We start from the raw sequence: 23,024 nt of genomic DNA on the forward strand, positions 1-23,024 counted from the left end.
CTAAACATCAATAATAATGTTAAAAAATTATCTCAAGACTATCTATCGAAATATTAAAAGAGAAAAACTCTTCACCTTACTCAACCTATCTGGACTTGGGCTTGGAATAGGGTGCGTATTAGTGATTTTTAAAATTATCACTTACGAATTGAGTTATGACACTCATCATACGAACTATGACAATATTTATCGTATCGTTCGTGAATCTAAAATTAGTAGTGGTACTAGCTATAATCAAGGAGTTCCGCATCCTGTAGGCGTGGGTCTTCAAAATGACTACCCGGAATTGATAGTAGCTCGGACACATTATGAACCTGGCCTTCAGATTGCCATTAAAAGAGCAGACGGTGAATTTGATAGGTACGAAGAGGAAGAGGGATTAGTGTTTACTGAGAATGCTGTGTTTGATGTTTTTGATTTCACCTTTATTCATGGCGATCCTAAAACTTGTTTGTCAAACTTAAATACCGTGGTGATTTCCAGATCATTGGTTGAAAAATATTTCGGGTTGTCAGGTAATGAGGTATCGAAGGCAATGGGTATGAATTTGCTGTTAGAAAATGAGTTTAATCTTACCATCACCGGAATAGTAGAAGATTTCAAGGAAACTACTGATGTTCCATTTAATATGTTTATTAATTATGATCGACTTGAAAATCTAAATCCATATTATAGAAAAGGAAATTGGTATAGCAACAGTTCTGCAACTAATTGTTATGTCTTAGGACCAGAGGGTTTTGATAAAGATAATTTTGAAGTGTCATTAGTTGAATTTACTGACAAATATCACGGAGCTGTAGAATCGATGAACTTGAAATATATAGCTCAACCGATGAGTGATTTGCATTTTAGTGAAAGGTACCAAAACTATAGAGGACGTACGATTTCAATAGAGTTTATAACTGCTCTGGGTGTGATTGGTGTTTTTCTGATTCTAACTGCTGCCATAAATTTCATTAATCTTACTACAGCACAGTCTATAAAAAGATCAAAAGAAATTGGCATCAGAAAAACTTTGGGTGGTAAAACGGGCCAATTAGCAATTCAATTTCTTTCTGAAACTATTGTAATCACCTTGATTTCAGCTTTTGTAGGGTTGATTTTTGCTGAAATACTACTTATTTATTTGGAGGATGTGCTTGGGTATAAACTTTGGATTAACCTTTTTGAAGAGTCAGAAACCTTACTTTTCCTAATCACCAATATTTTTATCATTGGATTGTTGGCAGGAATATATCCAGCATTGTCTATGTCAAGACTCAATCCAATTGTGGCTTTAAGAACCAAATTTAATGAGAAAAAAGGCAGTGGATTTCTATCATTTAGAAGAGTGCTTGTGATTGTCCAGTTTGTGATTACTCAGGTGTTAATTATAGGAACAATAGTGGTTCAATCTCAAATGGATTATTTTTTGAATCAAGATTTAGGTTTCGTAAAAGATGATATTATTTTAGTGTCGTTGCCAGATAATGATGAGCAGAAATTAAATCGACTAAAATCAAATCTCAAAAGCCATCCAGAAATACAAAAAGTCAGTTTTTCATTAAGTGCGCCTACGGGTAATTCAAATTCTAATACACATATTTCTCACCCCAGCATTGCTGAAGGTGAAAATGTTCGCGTGAATTTTAAAATGAGTGACAATGATTATTTGAGTTTGTACGGATTGGAATTATTAGTTGGTCAGTGGCTAGAAAAACCTGATACAAGCAAAATTTTAATCAATAGAAGATTAGCTGAATCTTTGGGCTTTGACCAACCTGGAGATGTGCTAGGAGAGCGAATAAGTGGCTGGTATGATAACATGGAAGTGGTAGGAGTGGTTGAGGATTTTCATACTCAATCTCTGCACGATGAATTTGAGTACTGTGCTTTCATGTACAATACGAACATTTTTTACGAAATGGCAGTCAAAATTAATTCTAAAGGGAAATCTTTAGAAGAGGTCAATCCAGCATTGGAAATGGTGCAAAAAGAATGGGAAGAGGTATTTCCTGAAGACATTTATGACTTTGAATTTTACGATGAACAGTTGGCCGACAATTATGAACAAGAGAAAAACATGGGAAGTATGTTTAAGTTGTTTTCTGTCATTGCAATATTCATTGGGTGTCTTGGTCTCTATGGATTGATTTCCTATATCGCCAATAAGAAAACTAAAGAAATAGGGGTAAGAAAGGTATTAGGTGCAAGTACGTTCAACGTACTTCAGATCTTTTCTAAAGAGATGATACTGTTGGTTTTTATTTCTTTTCTAATTGCAGGGCCAGTGAGTTATATAATCATGAACGACTGGTTGGATAATTTTGTCTATAAGATCGAATTGTCCTATGTCATTTTTGTGATTGCCCTTATTATTAGTTTTGGCATTGCTTTTTTCACAGCTGGATACAAAGCCATTATAGCAGCCCGTGCTAATCCTGTCCTTTCATTAAAAGATGAATAAGTAGTTGTGAATTGCTGTAAAAGAGTCGAAGTGGTATCCACTTCGACTCTTTTTTGTACTATCAACTTTATTGCTAAAGTATATTTTGAAATTAATTCAGTAACTTATTGCAATCAGCCGATTCAACCTAAAAATTTATACGCAGCAGTATTTGAATTGAATGGTAGTATTGAGAAAATTAATGAGACTCCTCATCAATGCAGGAGTCTATGGACATCCCGAAATTATTGAACGTCGAAGAACTCGACTAGTCAATATATTTAATTCAATTGGGGGGATTATTATTGTTCTCTTTGGAATAATAAATTTCGTTGTTGGTTCTTACTTTCATACGTTTACAATATTATCAGGATTAGTTTTACTCACCATTCCTGTGCATCAGCTCAATGCGAGAAAATACACCACTTTTGCGAAGTATTATTTGGTCATTGCCACTTGGCTGTTTGCCAATGGCGTCGGCTACATCACCTTATTCAACAACCAAAGTCGTGACAATGAATTCTTCTTCATTGGCTTTTCAGCCATCATAATAGCGCTTTTTGACCATAAGGCAAAACTTGTTTTATTCATAACAGCTGCCTTTTCAACAATGTTGATGAAGTACATACGAATCACTCAGCATAGCAATGGTGTACTGATTGCAGATGATTTTCTTGCTCTTACGAACTTATTTGTTGCCTTTATTTGTGTCTATTTTTTCACTAATGTTTTCAAACTTGATCTACAGAGAAGTGAGCAAAGAATTCGATTGTTTAGTCAAAGAATAGAACAGCAAAATTCTTTGGTTCAGTATGAAAGGGATAACCTGCTGTATAATAAACATCTACTAAGAACTACAATTGACAACCTCCCCATTTTCATTGCACTCATAGATAAGTCAGGGCATTTTATTATTGTCAATAATCGATTCGAGGATGTTTTGGTGAAAAAAATAGAAGCGATAGAAGGGAAACACTATTCAGAAATTCTTGGTGATCAGGTTGCAGACATGGTTACTCCATTATTCAATAGAAGCCTAGAAGGTCATGAATCTGATATTGATAGTCCTGTTACTTTTCAGAATGGTGAATTTATTCATGCCTATGGAAAATATATTCCGGTAAGAAATAGAAATGGTCAAGTATCCAGAGTCTTAGCTTATGTCGCGGATATCAGCAAAATGAAAGAAACAGAAAGAGAATTGATGAATGCCAATGCTTCGAAAGATAAAGTGTTGAGCATCCTATCACATGATCTTCGATCGCCATTAGTCTCTTTGGGAGGACTTTTGGTTTACGCAGATGATATAGAGCCAAAGAAATTCAAGGCATTGATGGGCACGGTAAAACAACAAGTGGACTCTATCAGCTTTACTTTGGATAACGTGCTGACTTGGGTCAAATCACAGTTGGGGGCATTTGCTGCTAATCCAAATGATGTTAATTTGAATTTTGTTGCAAGCAGTGTTTTAGAACTGTATCGAGAATCTTTCAAAGAAAAATCTATTGCATTAGACAATGAGATTCCAAATAACATTAATGTATTTGTAGATCCAGATCATTTGGCTATTGTGATTAGAAATTTGGTCAGCAATGCGATTAAATTCACACCATCAGCAGGACAAATCACACTTTCCGGAAGTGCGGAAAATGGAAACGTTTTTCTAAGTGTTAAAGACTCAGGAATTGGTATGTGCCAGGATACGATTGCTTCAGTACTTGAAGGAATTAATAAAAATAAGAATTCTACCAGACTAGGCACCAATGGCGAAAAAGGAACAGGATTGGGTCTGAATTTCTGCCTAGATATATTACAATTGAATAATGGAGGTATGGAAATAAAAAGTGAGCCAGATCAAGGAACTGAGATAGTCGTAAGTTTACCCGCTGCCTAATCTTCCACTTCGAGTGCCTCTAATATATCTGCCAACTCGTCATATTCTTTGAACCCAGGTTTTTCTTCTTGGGATCCTTTCAATTCTATACCTGAAAATGGTTGAACCTGGACGATATGATCCAACTGGGAAAGTTCGACATCATAAGCCTTAATTAAAGGAGATTCGCTTCCTGTTGCCAAAATATCTTCAATAGATGGAATCAATTGTGGTCTTTCACACGAAACTATAACGTAGGCAAATTCACTCGCAATTGCCTCTGATAACTTCTTTAGATCATGCTCAGATTCAATTTTGACTTGGAGTATTATAGATTGATTGTTAGATTTTAGTTCATTGGCTACTTCGATTTGATCGACTTGAACCAATGGGAAATTGTTTTCTCCTTGAAGATTTAGGATTTCAGCAGCATTCATATCTCCAAACTCAGCTACAAACATAGGACCAGCCACCCAACCCATAATCTCATTGGCTTGATCTATAGGTATGTAATTTTCTGAATTAGGATTGAGATCAAAGCCCAAGAGGTCAACACCAAAGCCTGCACAAAACCTGGCGTCACTTAAATTTGTAATACTTCCTACTTTTACAAACGTTTTCAATTTCATATCAATAGTGACAATGGTTTGATCAAATTATTTTATGCAAGAAAAATATCTTCGTGCGCAAACTTCCGTAGAATTGCATTAATAATCAATGATAAAATGATGGAAGTAAAAGAAACTATAGATAGTAATTTTCAACAAGAGATTTCTACCGCTGATAAAGTAATCGTAAAGTATTATGCAGACTGGTGTGGGTCTTGTAGATTGTTTAATCCTAAGTACAAAAGATTGGCAAAGGATGAGAGATTTGCAGGAATTACATTTTTGGATGTAAATGCAGAAGAAAACCAAGAAGCCCGCAAAGCTGCAGGTGTAACTAATCTACCATTTTTTGCTATTTTTAAAGATGGCGAATTACTTGAATCAATTGCAAGTAGTAAAGAAGAAGCTGTAGTTGAGTTACTGAATAAATTGAATTAAAATGCAAATACCTGTAATTAAAAAATTGGTTGAAAATCATTCTGCAGAAGAATTGGAAAATGCTGAATATTGCTTGATGGAGGAGAAAGAACTTCCGATCGAAGTCGAAGGGAAAGATGATGGAGAAGTGCTAACGCATCTGATTGCGGCCGGCTGGATAATAGAAAAAATGGAAAAAGATGACATTCCTTTTCCGAAAGCGCTGAGAGCCTATACCGAAAAGGTGAGGAGTTCTATTTCTAGTTGATCTTAAAGGTATTGTAAAGTTAAAGTAAAGGGTTTGCTGCTAGGTAAATCCTTTTTTTATTGGTGTATTTTTGCGATTCAAAATAGTTTTATGCGCAATAAGTCAGATGAACCAGAAAAATTTAGCGAAGATCAAATTAGTCAATGCATTGCTATTTTGGATTCATTGAATGAGGATACCAATCGGATATTTGACATACCCAAAGATCAACGACTCGCACTTTTAATTGCAGCAGGTAAATTATCCAGACCTGATAAAGAAGAACTGCTTAAACGTAAAAAGGGGGCACGAAAACTCGAAAAGAAAAGGACCCAACTCAAAGACAAAGTAGCTAGAAATAGCACTGGAATTAGAAGTGCTAGAGATGCTTCTGTTTTTGTAGCTCCTACTATGATTGCTTTGACAGGTGATGAATCAGAAAAAGAAATTCCACTGGAGTCACCCAGGACTTGTTATGTATGTAAGAACGAGTTCAACAGACTGCATCACTTCTATGATACCATGTGCAAAGCTTGTGGTGATTTCAATTACTCCAAAAGATTTCAAACGGCCGACATGACCGATCAAGTAGCAATAGTGACTGGCTCTCGACTCAAAATAGGCTATCACATCACATTGATGATGCTGAGGGCCGGAGCCACAATAATTGCTACTACCAGATTCCCAAAAGACTCGGCCCTTCGTTTTGCAAAAGAAAAAGATTTCGAAAAATGGGGGCATAGATTGAAAATTCACGGATTGGATTTGAGGCATATTCCAAGTGTTGAAATCTTCTGTAATTTCATCGAGCAACACTATGATAGGTTGGATGTATTGATCAATAATGCCGCACAAACGGTCCGCCGGCCTTCAGGGTTCTACCAGCATCTCATGCCAAATGAGGAACGTTCTACTGCGGATTTACCTCCATTTGCTCAGGAAGTTCTTGCTGATCACGAACGTTGCATTCAAGAATTGAAAATGCTAAGCAAAGGATTTGCAGATGGAGAAAACAAAAATCTACCAGTTTCTTGGCATGGCAAACAGTTGGGCATAGGATTGAGTTCTTCTGCTCAACTTTCACAAATCCCCTACAGTATAGATGAATCCCTAACTGCTGAAGAGGTTTTTCCAGAAGGCAAACTGGATGCTGATTTACAGCAAGTCGACTTGAGAAAAACTAACAGTTGGCGATTGAAATTGGGGGAGGTGAACACTATAGAAATGCTTGAAGTTCAATTGGTCAATTCCGTAGCACCATTTGTTTTGAACAATCGTTTGGTTAATCTGATGAAAAAAGAAAATACTGGAAATAAGCACATCATCAATGTCTCCGCCATGGAAGGCAAGTTTCATCAATTTCACAAAGAAGCACGTCATCCGCATACCAATATGGCCAAAGCTGCCCTTAACATGATGACATTAACATCCGCAGCTGAACTGCCAAAGCATGGCATATACACCAATGCGGTTGATACTGGTTGGGTTACGGATGAAGACCCAATTGAATTGGCGAAACGCAAAGAAGAATTGCACGATTTTCAACCACCACTTGATATTGTCGATGGAGCTGCTAGAGTATTGGATCCGCTTTTCGACGGGATCAATACTGGAAAACATTGGAATGGAAAATTCTTGAAAGATTACAAACCTACTTCGTGGTAAGATTGAATTTAATTCTTAGCCATAACCTTATCTAAATGAATGGAGTCTAGTTTGCCTATTACTTCTTCGCTGAGTTTCATAAAATCATCGGCCACTTCATTTTTTTCTTCAAAACTATATAAAGATCTATGGCTCCAATTGGCTTCACTTACTTTGATGCCTTGTCTCACTGTTTGATTCAGAATAAGTTGACCTAATTCAGTTTCAGCATTTTCTTTTATCATTCTGTGATGTTTTGTGTTTTTCCGATACAGATTGAAAAAGATCCCAAGGATATTAAGAGGTGCACTTCTTTTAACTTCATTTAAATAACCAAGCAAATTGTTAAATCCTAGCGCGGAATATGAATCTGCAATAGCAGGAATTAATATGCTATTCACATTGGCAATCGATGATTTCACCACGGTTCCAAAATGTGTAGGACAATCCAAAAGGATAAAATCATATTTGTTTTTTAATGGAGAAAGTAGCTTGTGAAATATATTGTTTCCAAAAGATATAAACTCGGAATTTTCTTCAAGGTTTGTCATTTTCTGAAAACCTGGGATAATATGAAGATAACTTGAAAGTGCTATTGGATTGATCCTGTCCTGTCGATTGTGTATGATGTCCTTTACAACTGAATACAAGTTAAACTCATGGTCTAAATGTCCGGTTAACGTATGCGTGAGGTTGGCTTGAGGATCGCAATCAATGACCAATACTTTGAATGATCTTGACCAACTCAATGCCAAATTAAGTGTAGTTGTAGTCTTGCCTACTCCGCCTTTAAAATTATAGATAGCAATTGTTCTCGACATTTTATCATCTTATAGATGTGGCAATCCATATCAATCGAGCCAGAGAAAAGCTTTGTTTATAAAATACCTTGAAACTTGAGTATTGATAAAAATCAATTGATCATTCTACAATAACCAAATACAATTTCAAGGTTTATTTTAAAATACAAATAGATAGTAGCTGATTGATTCGAAAAATATAGTTAAAAAAATTGGCTTATCATAAATACATTTCACTCTTTAAAATTGCTTTGCACATTGTTAATCACTTAATTTTCAATTCTTCACAAACAATGAAACATTTATTGAGTTATTTAAAATCAAACTATTTGTCGTAATTTTGCAGATTATAAATAGTGTCAACACCAGGCTGTGAACCTGGCAATAAAACATAAGAATGAGTACAAAAGGACGAGTGCTTGTAGCCATGAGCGGCGGGATAGATAGCTCAGTGGCTGCAGTGATGCTTCATGAAGAAGGATATGAAGTGATCGGAATGACAATGAAAACCTGGGATTACAACTCCTCAGGAAGTAGTAAAAAGGAAACGGGCTGTTGCAGTTTGGACTCCATTAACGACGCAAGAAATATTGCTGTCAATCTAGGATTTCCCCATTATATATTAGATATCAGAGAAGAGTTTGGTGATTATGTCATCAATCACTTTACCGATGAGTATTTGGCAGGTCGGACACCCAATCCTTGTGTGCTTTGCAACACGCATATCAAGTGGGACGCATTGCTGAGAAGAGCAGATAAATTGGGGTGTGATTTTATCGCTACTGGTCATTATGCCAATGTGAGAGAAGAAAATGGTAGATATGTAATCAGTAAAGGCGCTGATGAAATGAAAGACCAATCCTATGCCCTTTGGGGGGTATCACAGCAAAGTTTAAGCAGGACATTGTTGCCACTTGGCCATCTAAAAAAATCAGAAATACGAGACATGGCACGTGAACGAGGGTTCACAGATTTATTAAATAAATCAGAGTCATACGAAATCTGTTTTGTTCCAGACAATGACTATAGAGGATTTTTGAAAAGGAGAGTAGACGGATTAGAAGAGAAAGTAGCGGGAGGTGAGTTTGTGCTTGAAGATGGTACGGTAGTAGGAACACATGAAGGGTATCCGTTCTACACTGTAGGGCAACGGAAAGGTTTAGGTATTGCACTCGGTTTTCCAGCTTATGTAGTGGAAATTATTAAGGAAAAAAATCAGGTTGTTCTCGGAACATTTGACGAATTATCAAGAGACGGAATGTATGTCAACCAATTGATTCTGGGTAAATACAGTAGTTTATCCGAGCGATTGGATACAGTGACTAAAGTGCGTTACAATGACTCGGGTAATCCGGCCGTTATAGAGCAGGTAGGTGACACTATGAAAGTATTTTTTGGCAATGGAGTCTCTGCCATAGCTCCAGGTCAGGCTGCCGTTTTTTATGAGGGCAATGATGTCATTGGCGGTGGCTGGATCAGCAATAGTTTTAATCAGTCAAAACAGCGTGCGATATAATCTTTTATTTTTTATTGGGTGGTTTTTGGTGTCTTGTTCGGAGTCAGAAATAGCTTCTGATACTGATCGAATAGGTCTGAATTATTTTCCATTAGAAGTAGGAGATTACCGCATTTATGATGTGGTAGAAACTAACTATACGGTACTTGAAGCTATCACTGATATTTATGAACTAAAAGAGTCTGTAGTAGATTCAAATTACAATTCAAGTAACAATCTGCAATACATTATTCATCGCTCTACGCGTGTAGATGATTCAGAGATCTGGAATTTGGATTCGATCTGGACTGCTCAAAAATCAACAAACATCGCCGTACTCACAGAAAACAATGTACCATTTGTAAAATTGAGTTTCCCAATCAGCCATCAGTTAGAATGGGATGGTAATGGACTCAACACCTTGGAAAGTGAGATTTATTGGTATGATACAGAATTGCCAGATACAGTTTTATTAGAAGTACCCTATCAAAATCTAGTGAAGGTGGTGCAAAATGATAGAGGAGAGGATTTTCTTGGTTTTGAGGATAAATCAGAAATTTTTGCACCAGATGTTGGGCTAATTATTAAAGAGAGTACACTATTGCAATATTGCCAGACTGAGTGTGAAACTGAAAAAGAAATTCAATCGGGTAGGGCAATCAAAATGACATTAAAAGAATATGGGAAAGAGTAAAGGAATTGTATTGGGTCTGATATTGATATTTTCAAGTCAAATCCTTTTTGCACAGTCCGAAATCAATAGATACATCGTTTACTTAACTGATAAAACAGATTCTCCGTATTCGATTGATAATCCCACAGAATTTTTGTCTCAAAAAGCCATTGATAGAAGATCCATTCAAAACATCACGATTACAAGTGATGATTTTCCTGTCAATGCTTCCTATATCACAGCTATAGAAAGTTTAGGAGTTAATACTTATTTTACTTCGAGGTGGATGAATGCCGTACTGGTAGAAGCAACGCCGACGCAAGTAGAGCAGATTGAGGCAGAAGACTTTGTTTCGAAGGTAGTTTATGCAGCGCCCGGCCAAAAATTAAATGCAGCAGCAGAGGAAGAAAATATCCATTGGGAAGATATTACGCCTAATAACCCTAATAATTTAAATTCCAATAAGCAAACAACTATGCTATTTTCGCACACCATGCATCAGGAAGATATTACTGGCGAAGGTGTTTGGGTTGCCGTTTTCGACGATGGTTTTTTAGATGCGAATTTGTCTTCAGTATTCACACATACTTTTGAGAATGATAAGTTGAAAGATGTCATGGATTTTACTACTGGTGGGAAAAATGTATTTCAGTATGATGACCATGGAACTGCCACGTGGAGCTGTTTGGGAGCTAATTTAGAATCAACCTTTGTCGGAACTGGTTACGATGCCGATATCAGTTTGTATGTGACCGAAGATGTTTTTTCGGAATACCGAATAGAAGAATACAACTGGCTTTTTGCTGCCGAAAGAGCTGATAGCGCAGGTGTAGATATTATTACATCCTCATTAGGATATAGCGATTTTGATGATGAAACCATGGACTATAGCGTTGAAGATTTGGATGGAAATACATCGGTGGTTACACTGGCAGCCAACTTTGCAACTGATCGAGGAATACTTGTAGTTACTAGTGCTGGGAATTCTGGAAATAATGAAGATTGGCCCTATATATCCATGCCTGCTGATGCAGAAAATGTGATTGCAGTAGGAGCACTGGATCATAGTTATGATTATGTAGGATTTAGTTCAACTGGACCTACTGCCGATGATCGGATTAAACCTGAAGTAGTTGCTCTAGGTTATCAAGTAACTGTATTAAGTGAAGGTAATGAGCTGAGTCTAAAAAATGGGACAAGTTTTGCTGCTCCACTAATTGCTGGATTTGCTGCCGGCCTGTGGCAGAAGTTTCCATCTTTGACTAACCTGGAATTAAGGGATTTGATTTTGTCTTCCTCAAATAATGCCTCCTCTCCAAACAACCAAGTTGGGTATGGACTTCCAGATTATAACGTGTCTGTTGGTAATGAACCTTTAGCCGTATCTCAAGTTGGAAATGATGGAATCAAGATTTATCCTAATCCAGTAACTGGAGATCATATTAATTTGCTGATAGAAAAAAACACGCTGCCTATGCCAGTAAAAATGAGCTTGTATTCGCAAAGCGGAATGCTCATTAGTGAAAAAATAATAAAGCGAGCAAAAAAAGGAATGATTACTGAGTTGAATTTTAACGAAAATAGACAAGGCGTATACTTTCTTCATATTGAATGTGAAGACTATTCCAAAAATGTTAAAATATTGCGCTACTGATTAGCAGCACGATGTATATATTGCGGTCGATTTGTAGCAATGAATACATGGCCGATCAATTGAAAAATACCATCTTAATCTTACTATTCGTTTCGGCTTTCGGATTCAATCTGCAAGGTCAAAATTTGGCAATAAAGGGTCAGGTAAGGGATTCCTTGAACCAACCAATTAGCGATGTATTTGTTCTAATACTACCAGATTCCAGCTCAACACTTACCAATAGAAAAGGTGAGTTTTCAATTAAGTTCAAAACTGATCAGAAGCAAAGAATAATTTTTTCTCACCTACAGTATGAAAATTATGCAGTGGACTTAACGGAAGAAAATCAATTGAACGTAGTTTTAAAAGAGAAGACTCAGTTGCTTTCAGGTGTTGATATTAAGGAACGAAGATTTGAGGAGACTCAGGAAATAGGTAACATAGAAATTGATGCTAAAAACGCATATACACTGCCATCCGCCACTGGGAATTTCAGCAATGTGCTTGCTACTCTGCCAGGAGTAACTAGCAACAATGAATTGGCTTCCGTTTATTCTGTTCGCGGTGGAAATTATGATGAGAATCTAATTTATGTGAATGGTATGGAAATCTACCGACCATTTTTGGTGAGCGCAGGTAGACAAGAAGGGCTTGGGTTTATCAATACAGACATGGTAGGGCATGTACAATTTTCTGCTGGAGGATGGCAAGCCAAAGATGGAGATAAGTTGTCATCTGTGCTCAACGTGCAATATAGAGTTCCAAAATACAATGAAGCCACCGTCAATTTAAGTCTGCTTGGAGGAAGTTTGCATTATGGTGGAATAAATAAAAAAGGCGATCTGCATTATTCCTTCGGTGTTCGTCACAAAAACAGCAAATATTTATTGGGTACGCTGGAAACTAATGGCAACTACCTGCCTAAGTTCACTGACTTTCAAGGATTTATTTCAAAACAGATTGGTTCTAAAACAACGCTTGGTTTTTTGATGTCTTCTGCACACAACAACTATTTAACCATTCCAGAATCACAAGAAACAGAATTTGGTACAATTCAGGCTTCATATAGGGTTTCAACTGCATTCGAGGGCAGGGAGGAATTGGAATATCATACGAATCAAGCGGGTATAATTCTAACTCATTCATTTAATGAAAATGTAATATCCAAATTGATTCTTTCGGGGGTTCTCTCTAGTGAACGCGAAAACTATGAGGTGGAAGGAGCCTATTTGTTGTGTGATATCAATAGAAACCCAGGTTCAAATAGGTTCAACGAATGCGTGACTATCAGAGGAATAGGTAGCAATTATGCTTATGGAAGAAATAAGCTGGAAGCGAAAACATTAAGTGTAGATCAAAAGAACGAAATCTATTTGGATGATGACGTACTATCATTTGGTATGTCTTGGGATTATGAAAGTATAGATGATAGGTTGAAAGAATATGCCTTCACTGATTCAGCAGATTTTTCAAGCGTTACTTTTAGTGCCAACAATGCCATTGATATTCAATCTCATAAAATAGCTGGGTATGCTCAATACACACTTAATTCAAGTAATTCGCTTCATACCTTAAATGTCGGGTCAAGATTGAGCTATTGGACTTACAGTAATCAAATGCTAGTCAGTCCGAGATTGCAATATGCTTATCGTTTGGGTGTACGGCGGTCTTCGGTATTGAGAATTGCTACTGGATTGTATCAGCAACATCCATTCTATCGTGAGTTACGCAATCGGGAAGGCGAAGTAAACCCTGATGTGAAAGCTCAGTCTTCATATCATGTAGTCGGTGGATTTGATCATCATTTTATGGCGTGGGGAAGGCCTTTCAAACTTTCTACTGATCTTTACTATAAATATTTATGGGATGTGAATCCCTATGATGTCAATAATATCAAAATTAGATATTTCGGAACCAATCAGGCCAAAGCCTATGCTTATGGAGCAGATTTTCGGATCAACGGAGAGTTTATAGAAGGTACAGAATCTTGGTTTAGCTTGGGATTATTGAAAACCATGGAAGATTTGCAAGAAGGAGATGGATATGTAAGAAGGCCAACTGACCAAAGAATAAATTTGGGCATTTTCTTCCAAGATCACCTACCTAATGATCCCAGCATCAAGGTTAGCCTCAATGCTTTGTTTGGTAGTGGACTACCATTTGGTCCTCCTGGTCGAGATGATTTGAGAAACAATTTTCAAGGAGATCAGTACTATAGATTGGATTTGGGATTTTCAAAAAGCTTTGAATTTGAAAATGATAAAACCTTATCACCCAATTCATTATGGATTGGTTTAGAATTGCTAAATGCATTAGGGGCTGATAATACGATATCTTATACTTGGATTCAGGATGTGGTAGGCAATCAGTTTGCAGTTCCAAACGCATTATCGGCAAGGTTTTTGAATATCCGGGTCATAGCTAAATTTTAAATTTCAAAACATGAAGGAATCAATGAGTAAAACCAAAATATTTAAATAATTTCATATTGTAGTATTTTACTGCATCAACTAAATAAGATTCCAAAAAAACAAACATAAACAGATGAAGAAACTAACCATATTATTGACAGCCGTAGTATTAATGACCGCATGTTCACGATCAGTGACAAGAGTTAGCCCAGATCAGCAAATAGATCTAAGTGGTAGATGGAATGATACGGATTCTAAGCTTGTAGCAGAAGAAATGATCAGAGATGTATTGAGCAGAACTTGGATCAGTAATTTTAGAAATGCTAATGACGATCGACCAGTAGTGATTGTTGGCATTATTGCGAACAAAAGTTCAGAACATATCGAGTCAGAAACTTTTATAAAAGATGTAGAAAGAGAATTCATCAACTCAGGTACTGTTCGAGTAGTTCAAAATTCAGTTTTCAGAGAGAAACTAAGAGAGGAAAGAGCACAACAAGGTGATTTTGCATCTATCGAAACTCAGTCAAAGTGGGGAAAGGAATTAGGAGCTGATTTTATGATGTTTGGAGTGATCACATCTGTCACTGATTCCTACAAAAAAGAAAAGGTGGTGAATTACAAAGTCAATCTAGAATTAGCCAGCATTGAAACCAGCGAAAAAGTTTGGATAGGGGATAAAGAAATCAAAAAGTACATCAAGAACTAATTGATTTTAGTCTTTTAAACTTCTCCTTACTTCATGATGAAGCGAATTTATCAAATAATTCCGCTATGCTTTTTGCTAAGCTGTGCCACCTATTACCAAATGAATTTGGTTTTTAATCAATCATTTGAGAGTGGTGATATGACTGCTGCTGAAAAGACCCTGCAGGACAATCCAAAAGCAGCGAATAGTAAGGAGAAGTTTTTATATTATCTCAATAGAGGAACCGTGGCAGCCATGCTAAATAAGCCCGAAGAAAGTAATATTTACTTCGAAAAGGCATTTATTTATGGCGAAGATTATCGTACCAATTATTTTAATGAGGCGGGAGCTTTTGTGATCAACCCAACGGTCATCGAATACAAAGGTGAAGATCACGAACACTTGTTGTTATTATATTATAAGGCCTTGAACTACATAAAATTAGGCGATAGAGAAGCCGCTTTGGTGGAGTGCAGACGATTGAATATTCGACTACAAAAATTGAATGACAAATATAAGAGTGATTCCAGATACAAACGGGATGCTTTCATTCATAATTTGATGGGGTTGATATACGATGCAGATCGAGACTATAACAATGCCTTTATTGCCTATAGAAATGCCTATAATATCTACAAAGAGGATTATGAGGACATGTTTGGTGTTTCAGCGCCTCATCAGCTGAAGTTGGATATACTACGTACAGCACATCTAATAGGATTCCAAACTGAGCTTAGGCAGTATGAAAAAGAGTTCAATGTTAAATACAAACCCAACCGAGAAGAAGGAGGAGATCTTATTTTTCTATGGAATAATGGACTTGGGCCAGTAAAAGATGAGTTTTCCATAAACTTCACAGTAGTACATGGCAAGGATGGCATGATCACTTTCGTCAATAAAGAGCGGGGCTATAGTTTCCCATTTTACATGGAAAAGAAAGAAGACGATGAAGAGGGTACTGACCTTTCAGATCTTGAATTTTATAGAGTTGCTATTCCTAAATACAATGAAAGAAAACCGGTTTTTCGTCGAGCAGTACTTACAATAGATAGTACCAAATTTAAACTAGAGCCTGTTGAAAATATTAACAACATTGCCATTTATTCTCTTAATCAAAGGATGGGATTAGAATTGAGTAAATCACTTCTGAGATTGGCAATCAAAAAAACAGCTGAGAAAGAATTGAGAGAAGAAAGTGAAGGTTGGGGTGCCGCCTTAGGTGTTTTTAATGCTATGACAGAAAAAGCTGATACCAGAAACTGGCAAACCATTCCTCATACGATATATTATACCCGAGCCAGATTGCCAGTAGGGGTGAGCAAAGCATCATTAAGGGTTAGCAGCGGGCGAAATGTATCACAGCAACATCAGTTTACTTTTAATGTTCATAATGGGCAGACTATTTTCCACTCATTCTTTTCATTAGAAAGCATTCCAAATTAATTGATTTTAGCTTGTACGGCCTTGACTGTCTTTTTAGAATTGCCAATAAAGATTTCTTGTTTGATAATAAACACAGGTCTTTTTAGGAAAGTGTATTCTTCTACAATCAACCGTTTGTAATCAGCTTCGGATAAGTTTTGGTTGGCGAGTCCCATTGACTTGTATTTCATTGCTCTCCGACTAAATAGTGACTCGTAGCTTCCACTAAGTGATTTCATTTCATCTACTTGAGTTGCAGTCATAGGTTGAGTCTTGATATCCTGCATTTCAAAATTGGATGCTGATATTCCCAATTCTTTAATAATTCTAATGCATGTGCTACAAGTGGCTAAATAGTATATTTTATTCATGTAATTTTCTTATCTAATGGATGTGCGAATATAATTACTCTTGACATTCTGCTGGATTAATGCACATATTACTTGACATATTGAACTAGGAGTCCTTTATTCGTGATTGGTTTAACTGTTAACTATTAATAATTACATGAAAATGAAAAGTGTGAAGTTGAAAAATAGTCTATTGATTTTTGGTTTATTGATTGCCTGCTTGGCCATTTGTCCAAAAACCATAGCACAAGACTCAGAAGTAACAAGTGAAGAATTAACTCAATATGCTCAAGTATCGGCTAAGATAGATTCATTGAAAGCTGACATGAAAGCTAAAATCAGTGAGTCGGTAAAAAGCAATGAGCTGATGGATGGAGGTAAAATGTATAACCTACTGAATAAGGCTAAAGGCGACGAAGCCAAAATTGCAGAAACGGGAGCAACCGAAGAGCAAATCGCAGCATACGCTCAAATTCAAGTAGATATTGATGCATTCAAGTCAACATTTAAAGAGCAATATACAGCAGTGGTGAAAGATGAAATAGGTGCCGGAACTTACAACAAAGTTAAAAAAGCATTGAAAGCTGATGAAACTGTAAAAGCACAGTATACAGAGATTGTGGCGTCTATGACATCGGAGGTAGAAGAAACCGAAGGCGATGAATAGTATTCTTTGTACTGATAGAAATTGGAAGGCATACTTGATGGTATGCCTTTTTTGTTTGCTCATTTTTCTAATCCGATAATACGTGTTAAATTTCTAAAATATCAAATCGCTCAGGTATGTTCACAGAATATGAAATTGAAACTTTGATTCAGAATGAAGTCATTCAAAAAGCCACATTTGCACTTAAGAAGGAGTTTATTAAGAATGAAGCACCATATCTGGAGATATCTGATCAGGACTTTTTTTCACTCATTGTGATGACTCCTACGGTAGGAGTTGCCCTTGCCAACGGTAGCGTGAGTCTATGGGAAGAAATGGCGCTAAATAAAAAAGCCCGAAAACTTTCAAAAGGTGGTTATTTCATGAAAAAGGATCCAGTAGTTTTCGGTTTGAAATATTTGATCAAACAATATGACAACTGGGAAGAAGAATTTTTGAAAATCATTCGTCTCACGATGGAGCAATCTTTTGATATTTCCAAATTAGAAAACGACTATGATCACAATACTGAAGTGTCAGAGTCAGCGTATCGAGAAGAAGTATTAAAGGCTCCTTACATCTTAATTAGGTTTCTCTCTTCGTTCTTTTTGAATGATGATGAAGATATCATCAGTCCTCGTAAAATATCCAAGGTGGACTTTGGTCGCGTGCAGTCTATTGGTGAAAAATTAGGTCTGCACAGGATTCCACTTTTCCATTATTTTTGCAGCACCTTTAAGGTGAATTGAATGAGTGAAAAGATATTGTCAAAATTTATTTCCTTTCTCATCGTTATTTCATCAATTTGTGAAAAATAGCTGAATCTTGATTTCCAACACAAAAATCTTTCATTTACCAATTGCTCTAGTGGTTTTGCTCATGCTATCCTGCTGTGGAGATACCGATGAACCAGTTTCTGATCAAGATGTTGCGGATCAGGCTACCATTGAAGCGTACTTGGCAGAGAATGACTCCCTTGCAGAAGCACATGAGTCAGGGATCTATTACGTGATCGTAGATACCGTGCCATCTGGTACTCAAGCTGCAGGTAATATCATGAGCATCTTTTATTCCGCGGCGATCATGGGTGGTAGCGAGATTGATAATATTACAAAAGGTGAAGAGGATTCTGTTATGCTCAAACAGGGTGTGGATGCGATCTATCCTGTAGGGTTAGATATTGGATTAAGCCTAATGAAAGAAGGGGAGACTTTTAGGTTTTACATTCCATCGTCATTAGCTTATGGTGATTACTCTTCTAGTCTCATACCAGAAAATTCAATCATAGTCATAGAAGTAGAAGTAGCTGCTATTCACAATGTTGCAGATATTATTGATGATCAGCACGACCAAATTGAAGAGTATATTGAAGTTCAAAAACTTGATAGTACCATCATAGATAGTGTGTTTAATAGTACACTCAACGAATGGGTACATACAGATACCACCTTGTTTCATCCATTGGATTCTGTAGAATATCTCATCTCTGACCAAATTTATTTTAAGCGACAATCTGAAGGAACAGCTGGTAATATGGTAATAGGGGGTGAGTCAGCTACTATTAGTTATATTGGAACCACCCTGTCAGGTGATGAATTCGATCGACGACCGTTTGCTACTCCATTGACATATGCTTTTGGTACTGGAGAAATTATTGAAGGTTTGGATGCTGGAATATCTGTAATGGAAAGAAATGAAGAAGCTTTAATTATTATACCTTCACATAAAGCTTATGGAGAAAGTGTATTTGTTATTCCTAGATTTATCAAACAAGATTTTGTGGATTTGGAAATCATACCACAATATGCTGCTAAGGTTAATCCTTACGAGGTAGTTATCTTTGAAACAACCTTACAAAACAACCCTTAATCGTCGATCAACAACTCATTGAAACTTAGACTAATACTATATATCACATTATTATTCTCAGCAGTCGCTCAAGCGCAAGAATATCCCGTAGACCCTGATGATATATATCGGTCTCCAGTTCGTGCGGTGCTCAATCAATTTTCAATTACTGTCACAACAGGCTACAATTCAACCAAATACAGTCATAATTTAGATGGTTTTTGGTTTTTGCAAAGTACGACTGATCAATACATAACTCCTAATACAGGTGAGCCATTAGGTACAAGCTTTCCAGCTTATCAAAACTGGTTCAACAACCCATCTCTGGCGGACACTGTCGAGTTGACAGATATTTATGATGTGCCCTACGCACCATTATCGAGTCCGGTAAACAATCCAGCCTTGTCTCAAGGACTGGACACCCTAGATGGAAATGTCGTTGGTTTTGAAGGTCGAGGATGGGGTGTACCAATCAATCTAGGTGTGCGATATAACTACCAAAAATTCCGTGTAGGACTAGGGTTAGGCCTCGAGTTTCACACCATCAAATCATTGAGTCCTACTCGTGATGATTTGGGTATTAGAAATTACGAGCCTAATTTCAAAAAGGCCGTCTTTTTTAGTTATTATTTGAATCTGGGATACCGATTTTATGATTTTTGGGATTGGTCCTTTGCAGGAGAGTTAGAAATTGGCAAGCAAAAAATGGGTAAAAACTGGAATTCTAGCTTGTTGAATCAGAGTATTTTTTTCAATCTTGGTGTATCTATCGAAAAAAATCTTTCAGAGTATTTTAGAATTGTAATTAAGCCGTCTTACGATTTTAAAAATTACGGAATATCTGTGCCAGAGACTGGTTTGAGTATCAAACATAAAAATCCAACTTTTAGAGTAAACTTTGGTGTAAGTATTACGATACCAGAGCTTCGTCGATCACCTATGAAAAGTGACCATGTTCAGTTGAAACACCTATATACGGATCCTCAAACTGGTCGTGTAGAAGAGGTGAGAGGCCAGCCAATTTGGAAAAAACAAAACCCAAAAGTTGGAGAAAACCACAGAAAACTTTGGCGTTATAAGTTTAAAAATCGAAAGAAACTCAATCCTTATTAATTCACAGGATTAACCCTGTCATTCCAATCTATTTCTCTTCAATAAAATACTTTATTTCTTTGCTCCATATTGTTGCTCCAGATAGTGAATTTTAGGTATAAATTTCGTTAAATTGCGCACTTAATTTTGCTTGTCATTATTTAAAATTTTATGGCTGAAGACAACGAAAACCTGCCACTAGGGGATCAGAATATTATACCAATCAATATCGAAGATGAAATGCGTGGCGCATACATTGATTATTCAATGTCAGTTATCATTTCTAGAGCATTACCAGACGTAAGAGATGGATTAAAACCAGTACATAGAAGAGTACTCTATGGAATGCTGGATTTGGGCGTTTTACACAACCGTGCTTACAAAAAATCTGCAAGAATAGTAGGAGAGGTATTAGGTAAGTATCACCCACACGGTGATTCATCTGTTTATGATACTATGGTTCGAATGGCTCAGGAATGGTCATTGCGATATCCCTTGGTTGATGGGCAGGGTAACTTTGGATCTGTAGATGGTGATTCGCCTGCAGCCATGCGTTATACAGAAGCCAGACTTAAGAGAATGGCGGAAGAATTGTTGCATGATATCAACAAAGAAACAGTTGATTTTCAACCGAACTTTGATGATTCCTTAAAAGAACCATCGGTACTGCCAGGTAAATTCCCAAATCTATTGGTGAACGGTACTTCAGGCATTGCAGTAGGTATGGCTACCAATATGGCACCGCACAACTTAACTGAAGTTATCAATGGTACCATTGCGTATATTGATAATAATGAGATAGAAATTCCTGAATTGATGGAGCATATTACCGCACCCGATTTTCCTACAGGGGCCACTATCTATGGTTATCAAGGGGTAAGATCTGCATTCGAAACAGGTAAGGGTCGTGTAGTTTTACGAGCTAAAGCAGAATTTGAAACACTCAAATCAGGTCGAGAGCAAATTATTGTTTCCGAGATTCCATATCAAGTCAACAAAGCCAATATGATCGAAAAGACAGCGGCTTTGATCAATGACAAAAAATTGGAAGGCATATCTGACATCAGAGATGAATCAGATAGAGATGGCATGCGCATCGTGTATGACATTAAAAAAGATGCGATTCCAAATATCGTTCTAAACAATCTATATAAATATACACAACTACAATCGTCCTTTAGTGTCAATAATGTAGCACTGGTTAAAGGAAGGCCATATACATTAAATCTTAAGGATTTGATCATGCACTTCGTGGAGCACAGGCACGAAGTAGTCATCAGAAGGACGCAATATGAACTTACTGAAGCAGAAAAAAGAGCTCATATTTTAGAAGGGTACTTAATTGCACTTGACAATCTTGATGAAGTAATCAACCTAATTAGAGCATCTAGAGATCCTGAAATTGCCAAATCTGGCTTGATGGAGAAGTTTGGATTGAGTGAAATTCAAGCCAAAGCGATTCTCGAAATGAGATTGCAGCGATTGACTGGTCTTGAAAGAGAGAAAATTCAGAAAGAGTACGATGAGATCATGAAGTTGATCGATCACTTGAAAGCGATTCTTGAAAGTGAAGAAATGAGAATGGACATCATCAAAGAAGAGCTCGCTGAACTCAAAGATAAATATGGAGATGATCGTCGTTCTGATATCGAACATGCGGCGGATGATTTTACTGCAGAAGATATGATTCCTGATGAAGAAATGGTGATAACCATTTCACATGAAGGATATATCAAAAGAACTCCATTGACTGAGTACAGAACACAAGGAAGAGGTGGAGTAGGATCTAAAGGAGCTACTACCAAAACTGATGACTTTACAGAGCATCTTTTTGTGGCATCTACACATAATTACTTGCTGATATTCACAGAGTTAGGTAAGGTATTCTGGAAAAAGGTTTGGGAGATTCCTGAAGGGCAGAAAGCTACTAAAGGTAGAGCCATCCAGAATTTGATTAACATTGAAAGCGAAGATTCTATCCGAGCAGTCATCAATGTGAATAACCTTTCAGATGACGATTACATCAACAATAATTTTATTGTGATGTGTACCAAACAAGGGGTGATCAAGAAGACTTCTCTAGAAGCATATTCTAGACCACGTCAGAATGGTATCAATGCAATCACCATCCATGAAGGAGATGAGCTATTGAACGTGAATCTTACCAATGGAAGCAATCACATTATTATCGCTAAAAAATCAGGGAAAGCGATACACTTCAATGAGCAGGATGTTAGACCAATGGGTAGAACGGCTGCAGGGGTTAGAGCGGTGAGATTAGAAGGAGATAAGGATCATGTCATTGGCATGGTATGCGTAGCTAGGGAAGAGGCCAACTTGTTGGTAGTGACAGAGAAAGGTTACGGTAAGAGATCGGAAATTGAGGCCTACAGAATTACCAAACGTGGTGGTAAAGGAGTAAAGGCCATGAACATTACCGAAAAAACTGGCGCGCTTGTTGCAATCAAGGAAGTAGTTGATACCGATGATTTGATGATTATCAATAAATCTGGTATTACGATCCGATTGGCTGTGGAAACCCTAAGAGTAATGGGAAGAGCAACTCAAGGTGTTCGTTTAATAAAATTAGGAGATAAAGATGAAATTTCATCTGTTGAAAAAATAGAGAGAATAGAGGTTGAAGAACCTGAGACTGAAAATCAAGAAGGGGAGACACCATCTGAAGAGAATAACGACAAAGAATAAATTAAACCAGAATATAGGATATTACTAGTCCTAGTAAACTTTAAAA

Annotated in this window: 19 protein-coding genes; 16 read left to right on the forward strand and 3 right to left on the reverse strand. The window is 37.0% G+C overall.

All coding sequences use genetic code 11. From position 1 onward, the window contains the following. Positions 1-16: 16 nt before the first annotated feature. Both ABJH98_RS07505 and ABJH98_RS07510 read left to right on the forward strand, forming a co-directional pair. The gene (locus ABJH98_RS07505) at positions 17-2,446 is read left to right on the forward strand and encodes an FtsX-like permease family protein (RefSeq protein WP_348307031.1); all 2,430 of its coding nucleotides are present in this window, start codon (positions 17-19) and stop codon (positions 2,444-2,446) included. A gap of 181 nt (positions 2,447-2,627) precedes the next feature. After that, the gene (locus ABJH98_RS07510) at positions 2,628-4,319 is read left to right on the forward strand and encodes a PAS domain-containing sensor histidine kinase (RefSeq protein ID WP_348307032.1); all 1,692 of its coding nucleotides are present in this window, start codon (positions 2,628-2,630) and stop codon (positions 4,317-4,319) included. Here ABJH98_RS07510 and ABJH98_RS07515 read toward each other — a convergent pair. Continuing rightward, positions 4,316-4,927: a hypothetical protein gene (locus ABJH98_RS07515; RefSeq protein WP_348307033.1), complete on the reverse strand. Its 612-nt coding sequence runs from the start codon at positions 4,925-4,927 to the stop codon at positions 4,316-4,318. The genes ABJH98_RS07510 and ABJH98_RS07515 overlap by 4 nt on opposite strands. Before the next feature lie 96 nt (positions 4,928-5,023). Here ABJH98_RS07515 and ABJH98_RS07520 point away from each other — a divergent pair, with 96 nt between their 5' ends. The 3 genes from ABJH98_RS07520 (at position 5,024) to ABJH98_RS07530 (ending at position 7,235) form a co-directional block, all read left to right on the forward strand. Next, on the forward strand, positions 5,024-5,344 hold the full coding sequence (locus ABJH98_RS07520) for a thioredoxin family protein (RefSeq protein ID WP_348307034.1): 321 nt from the start codon (positions 5,024-5,026) through the stop codon (positions 5,342-5,344). A 1-nt stretch (position 5,345) separates the two neighbouring features. Further along, a complete protein-coding gene (locus ABJH98_RS07525) occupies positions 5,346-5,591 on the forward strand; it encodes a hypothetical protein (protein ID WP_348307035.1) in 246 nt (81 codons plus the stop codon). 90 nt (positions 5,592-5,681) lie between these two features. Next, positions 5,682-7,235 carry an SDR family oxidoreductase gene (locus ABJH98_RS07530; protein WP_348307036.1) on the forward strand — a complete coding sequence of 518 codons (1,554 nt, stop codon included), beginning with the start codon at positions 5,682-5,684 and terminating at the stop codon, positions 7,233-7,235. An 8-nt stretch (positions 7,236-7,243) separates the two neighbouring features. On the opposite strand, the gene ABJH98_RS07535 is transcribed toward ABJH98_RS07530, so the two are convergent. Next, a complete protein-coding gene (locus tag ABJH98_RS07535; protein WP_348307037.1) occupies positions 7,244-8,035 on the reverse strand; it encodes a ParA family protein in 792 nt (263 codons plus the stop codon). Between the two features lie 376 nt (positions 8,036-8,411). On the opposite strand from ABJH98_RS07535, the gene mnmA reads away from it, so the two are divergent. The 6 genes from mnmA (at position 8,412) to ABJH98_RS07565 (ending at position 16,357) form a co-directional block, all read left to right on the forward strand. Next, positions 8,412-9,530: a tRNA 2-thiouridine(34) synthase MnmA gene (gene mnmA, locus ABJH98_RS07540; protein ID WP_348307038.1), complete on the forward strand. Its 1,119-nt coding sequence runs from the start codon at positions 8,412-8,414 to the stop codon at positions 9,528-9,530. Continuing rightward, the gene (locus ABJH98_RS07545) at positions 9,520-10,203 is read left to right on the forward strand and encodes a hypothetical protein (protein WP_348307039.1); all 684 of its coding nucleotides are present in this window, start codon (positions 9,520-9,522) and stop codon (positions 10,201-10,203) included. Before mnmA ends, ABJH98_RS07545 begins: the two co-directional genes overlap by 11 nt. Next, on the forward strand, positions 10,190-11,836 hold the full coding sequence (locus ABJH98_RS07550) for a S8 family peptidase (protein WP_348307040.1): 1,647 nt from the start codon (positions 10,190-10,192) through the stop codon (positions 11,834-11,836). The genes ABJH98_RS07545 and ABJH98_RS07550 overlap by 14 nt, the downstream gene beginning before the upstream one ends. 11 nt (positions 11,837-11,847) lie before the next feature. Then, on the forward strand, positions 11,848-14,247 hold the full coding sequence (locus ABJH98_RS07555; RefSeq protein WP_348307041.1) for a carboxypeptidase-like regulatory domain-containing protein: 2,400 nt from the start codon (positions 11,848-11,850) through the stop codon (positions 14,245-14,247). Between the two features lie 112 nt (positions 14,248-14,359). Then, on the forward strand, positions 14,360-14,935 hold the full coding sequence (locus tag ABJH98_RS07560) for a penicillin-binding protein activator LpoB (RefSeq protein ID WP_348307042.1): 576 nt from the start codon (positions 14,360-14,362) through the stop codon (positions 14,933-14,935). 33 nt (positions 14,936-14,968) lie between these two features. Continuing rightward, positions 14,969-16,357, forward strand: a complete 1,389-nt coding sequence (locus ABJH98_RS07565) for a hypothetical protein (protein WP_348307043.1) — start codon at positions 14,969-14,971, stop codon at positions 16,355-16,357. Here the strand turns inward: ABJH98_RS07565 and ABJH98_RS07570 are convergent. Then, positions 16,354-16,707, reverse strand: a complete 354-nt coding sequence (locus ABJH98_RS07570; protein WP_348307044.1) for an ArsC/Spx/MgsR family protein — start codon at positions 16,705-16,707, stop codon at positions 16,354-16,356. The genes ABJH98_RS07565 and ABJH98_RS07570 overlap by 4 nt on opposite strands. A gap of 142 nt (positions 16,708-16,849) precedes the next feature. Between ABJH98_RS07570 and ABJH98_RS07575 the strand changes: the two genes are divergently transcribed. The 5 genes from ABJH98_RS07575 (at position 16,850) to gyrA (ending at position 22,978) form a co-directional block, all read left to right on the forward strand. Next, positions 16,850-17,353, forward strand: a complete 504-nt coding sequence (locus tag ABJH98_RS07575; protein WP_348307045.1) for a hypothetical protein — start codon at positions 16,850-16,852, stop codon at positions 17,351-17,353. Positions 17,354-17,469: 116 nt separating this feature from the next. Beyond that, positions 17,470-18,081 carry a hypothetical protein gene (locus tag ABJH98_RS07580; protein WP_348307046.1) on the forward strand — a complete coding sequence of 204 codons (612 nt, stop codon included), beginning with the start codon at positions 17,470-17,472 and terminating at the stop codon, positions 18,079-18,081. Positions 18,082-18,157: 76 nt separating this feature from the next. Further along, complete coding sequence (locus tag ABJH98_RS07585) at positions 18,158-19,201, forward strand: FKBP-type peptidyl-prolyl cis-trans isomerase (RefSeq protein WP_348307047.1); 1,044 nt, start codon at positions 18,158-18,160, stop codon at positions 19,199-19,201. Positions 19,202-19,219: 18 nt separating this feature from the next. Beyond that, positions 19,220-20,293, forward strand: a complete 1,074-nt coding sequence (locus ABJH98_RS07590; protein ID WP_348307048.1) for a hypothetical protein — start codon at positions 19,220-19,222, stop codon at positions 20,291-20,293. A gap of 150 nt (positions 20,294-20,443) precedes the next feature. After that, entirely contained in the window at positions 20,444-22,978 is a 2,535-nt protein-coding gene (gene gyrA / locus ABJH98_RS07595; RefSeq protein ID WP_348307049.1) for a DNA gyrase subunit A, read from the forward strand. Positions 22,979-23,024: the final 46 nt, after the last annotated feature.

Origin of the sequence: Reichenbachiella sp., assembly GCF_039969095.1 — a bacterium.
GTDB lineage: Bacteria > Bacteroidota > Bacteroidia > Cytophagales > Cyclobacteriaceae > Reichenbachiella.

Coding starts and splice junctions, on each gene's coding strand:
- ABJH98_RS07505 (WP_348307031.1), top strand. CDS start 17: ATGTTAAAAAATTATCTCAAGACTATCTATCGAAATATTAAAAGAGAA.
- ABJH98_RS07510 (WP_348307032.1), top strand. CDS start 2,628: ATGAGACTCCTCATCAATGCAGGAGTCTATGGACATCCCGAAATTATT.
- ABJH98_RS07515 (WP_348307033.1), bottom strand. CDS start 4,927: ATGAAATTGAAAACGTTTGTAAAAGTAGGAAGTATTACAAATTTAAGT.
- ABJH98_RS07520 (WP_348307034.1), top strand. CDS start 5,024: ATGATGGAAGTAAAAGAAACTATAGATAGTAATTTTCAACAAGAGATT.
- ABJH98_RS07525 (WP_348307035.1), top strand. CDS start 5,346: ATGCAAATACCTGTAATTAAAAAATTGGTTGAAAATCATTCTGCAGAA.
- ABJH98_RS07530 (WP_348307036.1), top strand. CDS start 5,682: ATGCGCAATAAGTCAGATGAACCAGAAAAATTTAGCGAAGATCAAATT.
- ABJH98_RS07535 (WP_348307037.1), bottom strand. CDS start 8,035: ATGTCGAGAACAATTGCTATCTATAATTTTAAAGGCGGAGTAGGCAAG.
- mnmA (WP_348307038.1), top strand. CDS start 8,412: ATGAGTACAAAAGGACGAGTGCTTGTAGCCATGAGCGGCGGGATAGAT.
- ABJH98_RS07550 (WP_348307040.1), top strand. CDS start 10,190: ATGGGAAAGAGTAAAGGAATTGTATTGGGTCTGATATTGATATTTTCA.
- ABJH98_RS07555 (WP_348307041.1), top strand. CDS start 11,848: ATGTATATATTGCGGTCGATTTGTAGCAATGAATACATGGCCGATCAA.
- ABJH98_RS07560 (WP_348307042.1), top strand. CDS start 14,360: ATGAAGAAACTAACCATATTATTGACAGCCGTAGTATTAATGACCGCA.
- ABJH98_RS07565 (WP_348307043.1), top strand. CDS start 14,969: ATGATGAAGCGAATTTATCAAATAATTCCGCTATGCTTTTTGCTAAGC.
- ABJH98_RS07570 (WP_348307044.1), bottom strand. CDS start 16,707: ATGAATAAAATATACTATTTAGCCACTTGTAGCACATGCATTAGAATT.
- ABJH98_RS07575 (WP_348307045.1), top strand. CDS start 16,850: ATGAAAAGTGTGAAGTTGAAAAATAGTCTATTGATTTTTGGTTTATTG.
- ABJH98_RS07580 (WP_348307046.1), top strand. CDS start 17,470: ATGTTCACAGAATATGAAATTGAAACTTTGATTCAGAATGAAGTCATT.
- gyrA (WP_348307049.1), top strand. CDS start 20,444: ATGGCTGAAGACAACGAAAACCTGCCACTAGGGGATCAGAATATTATA.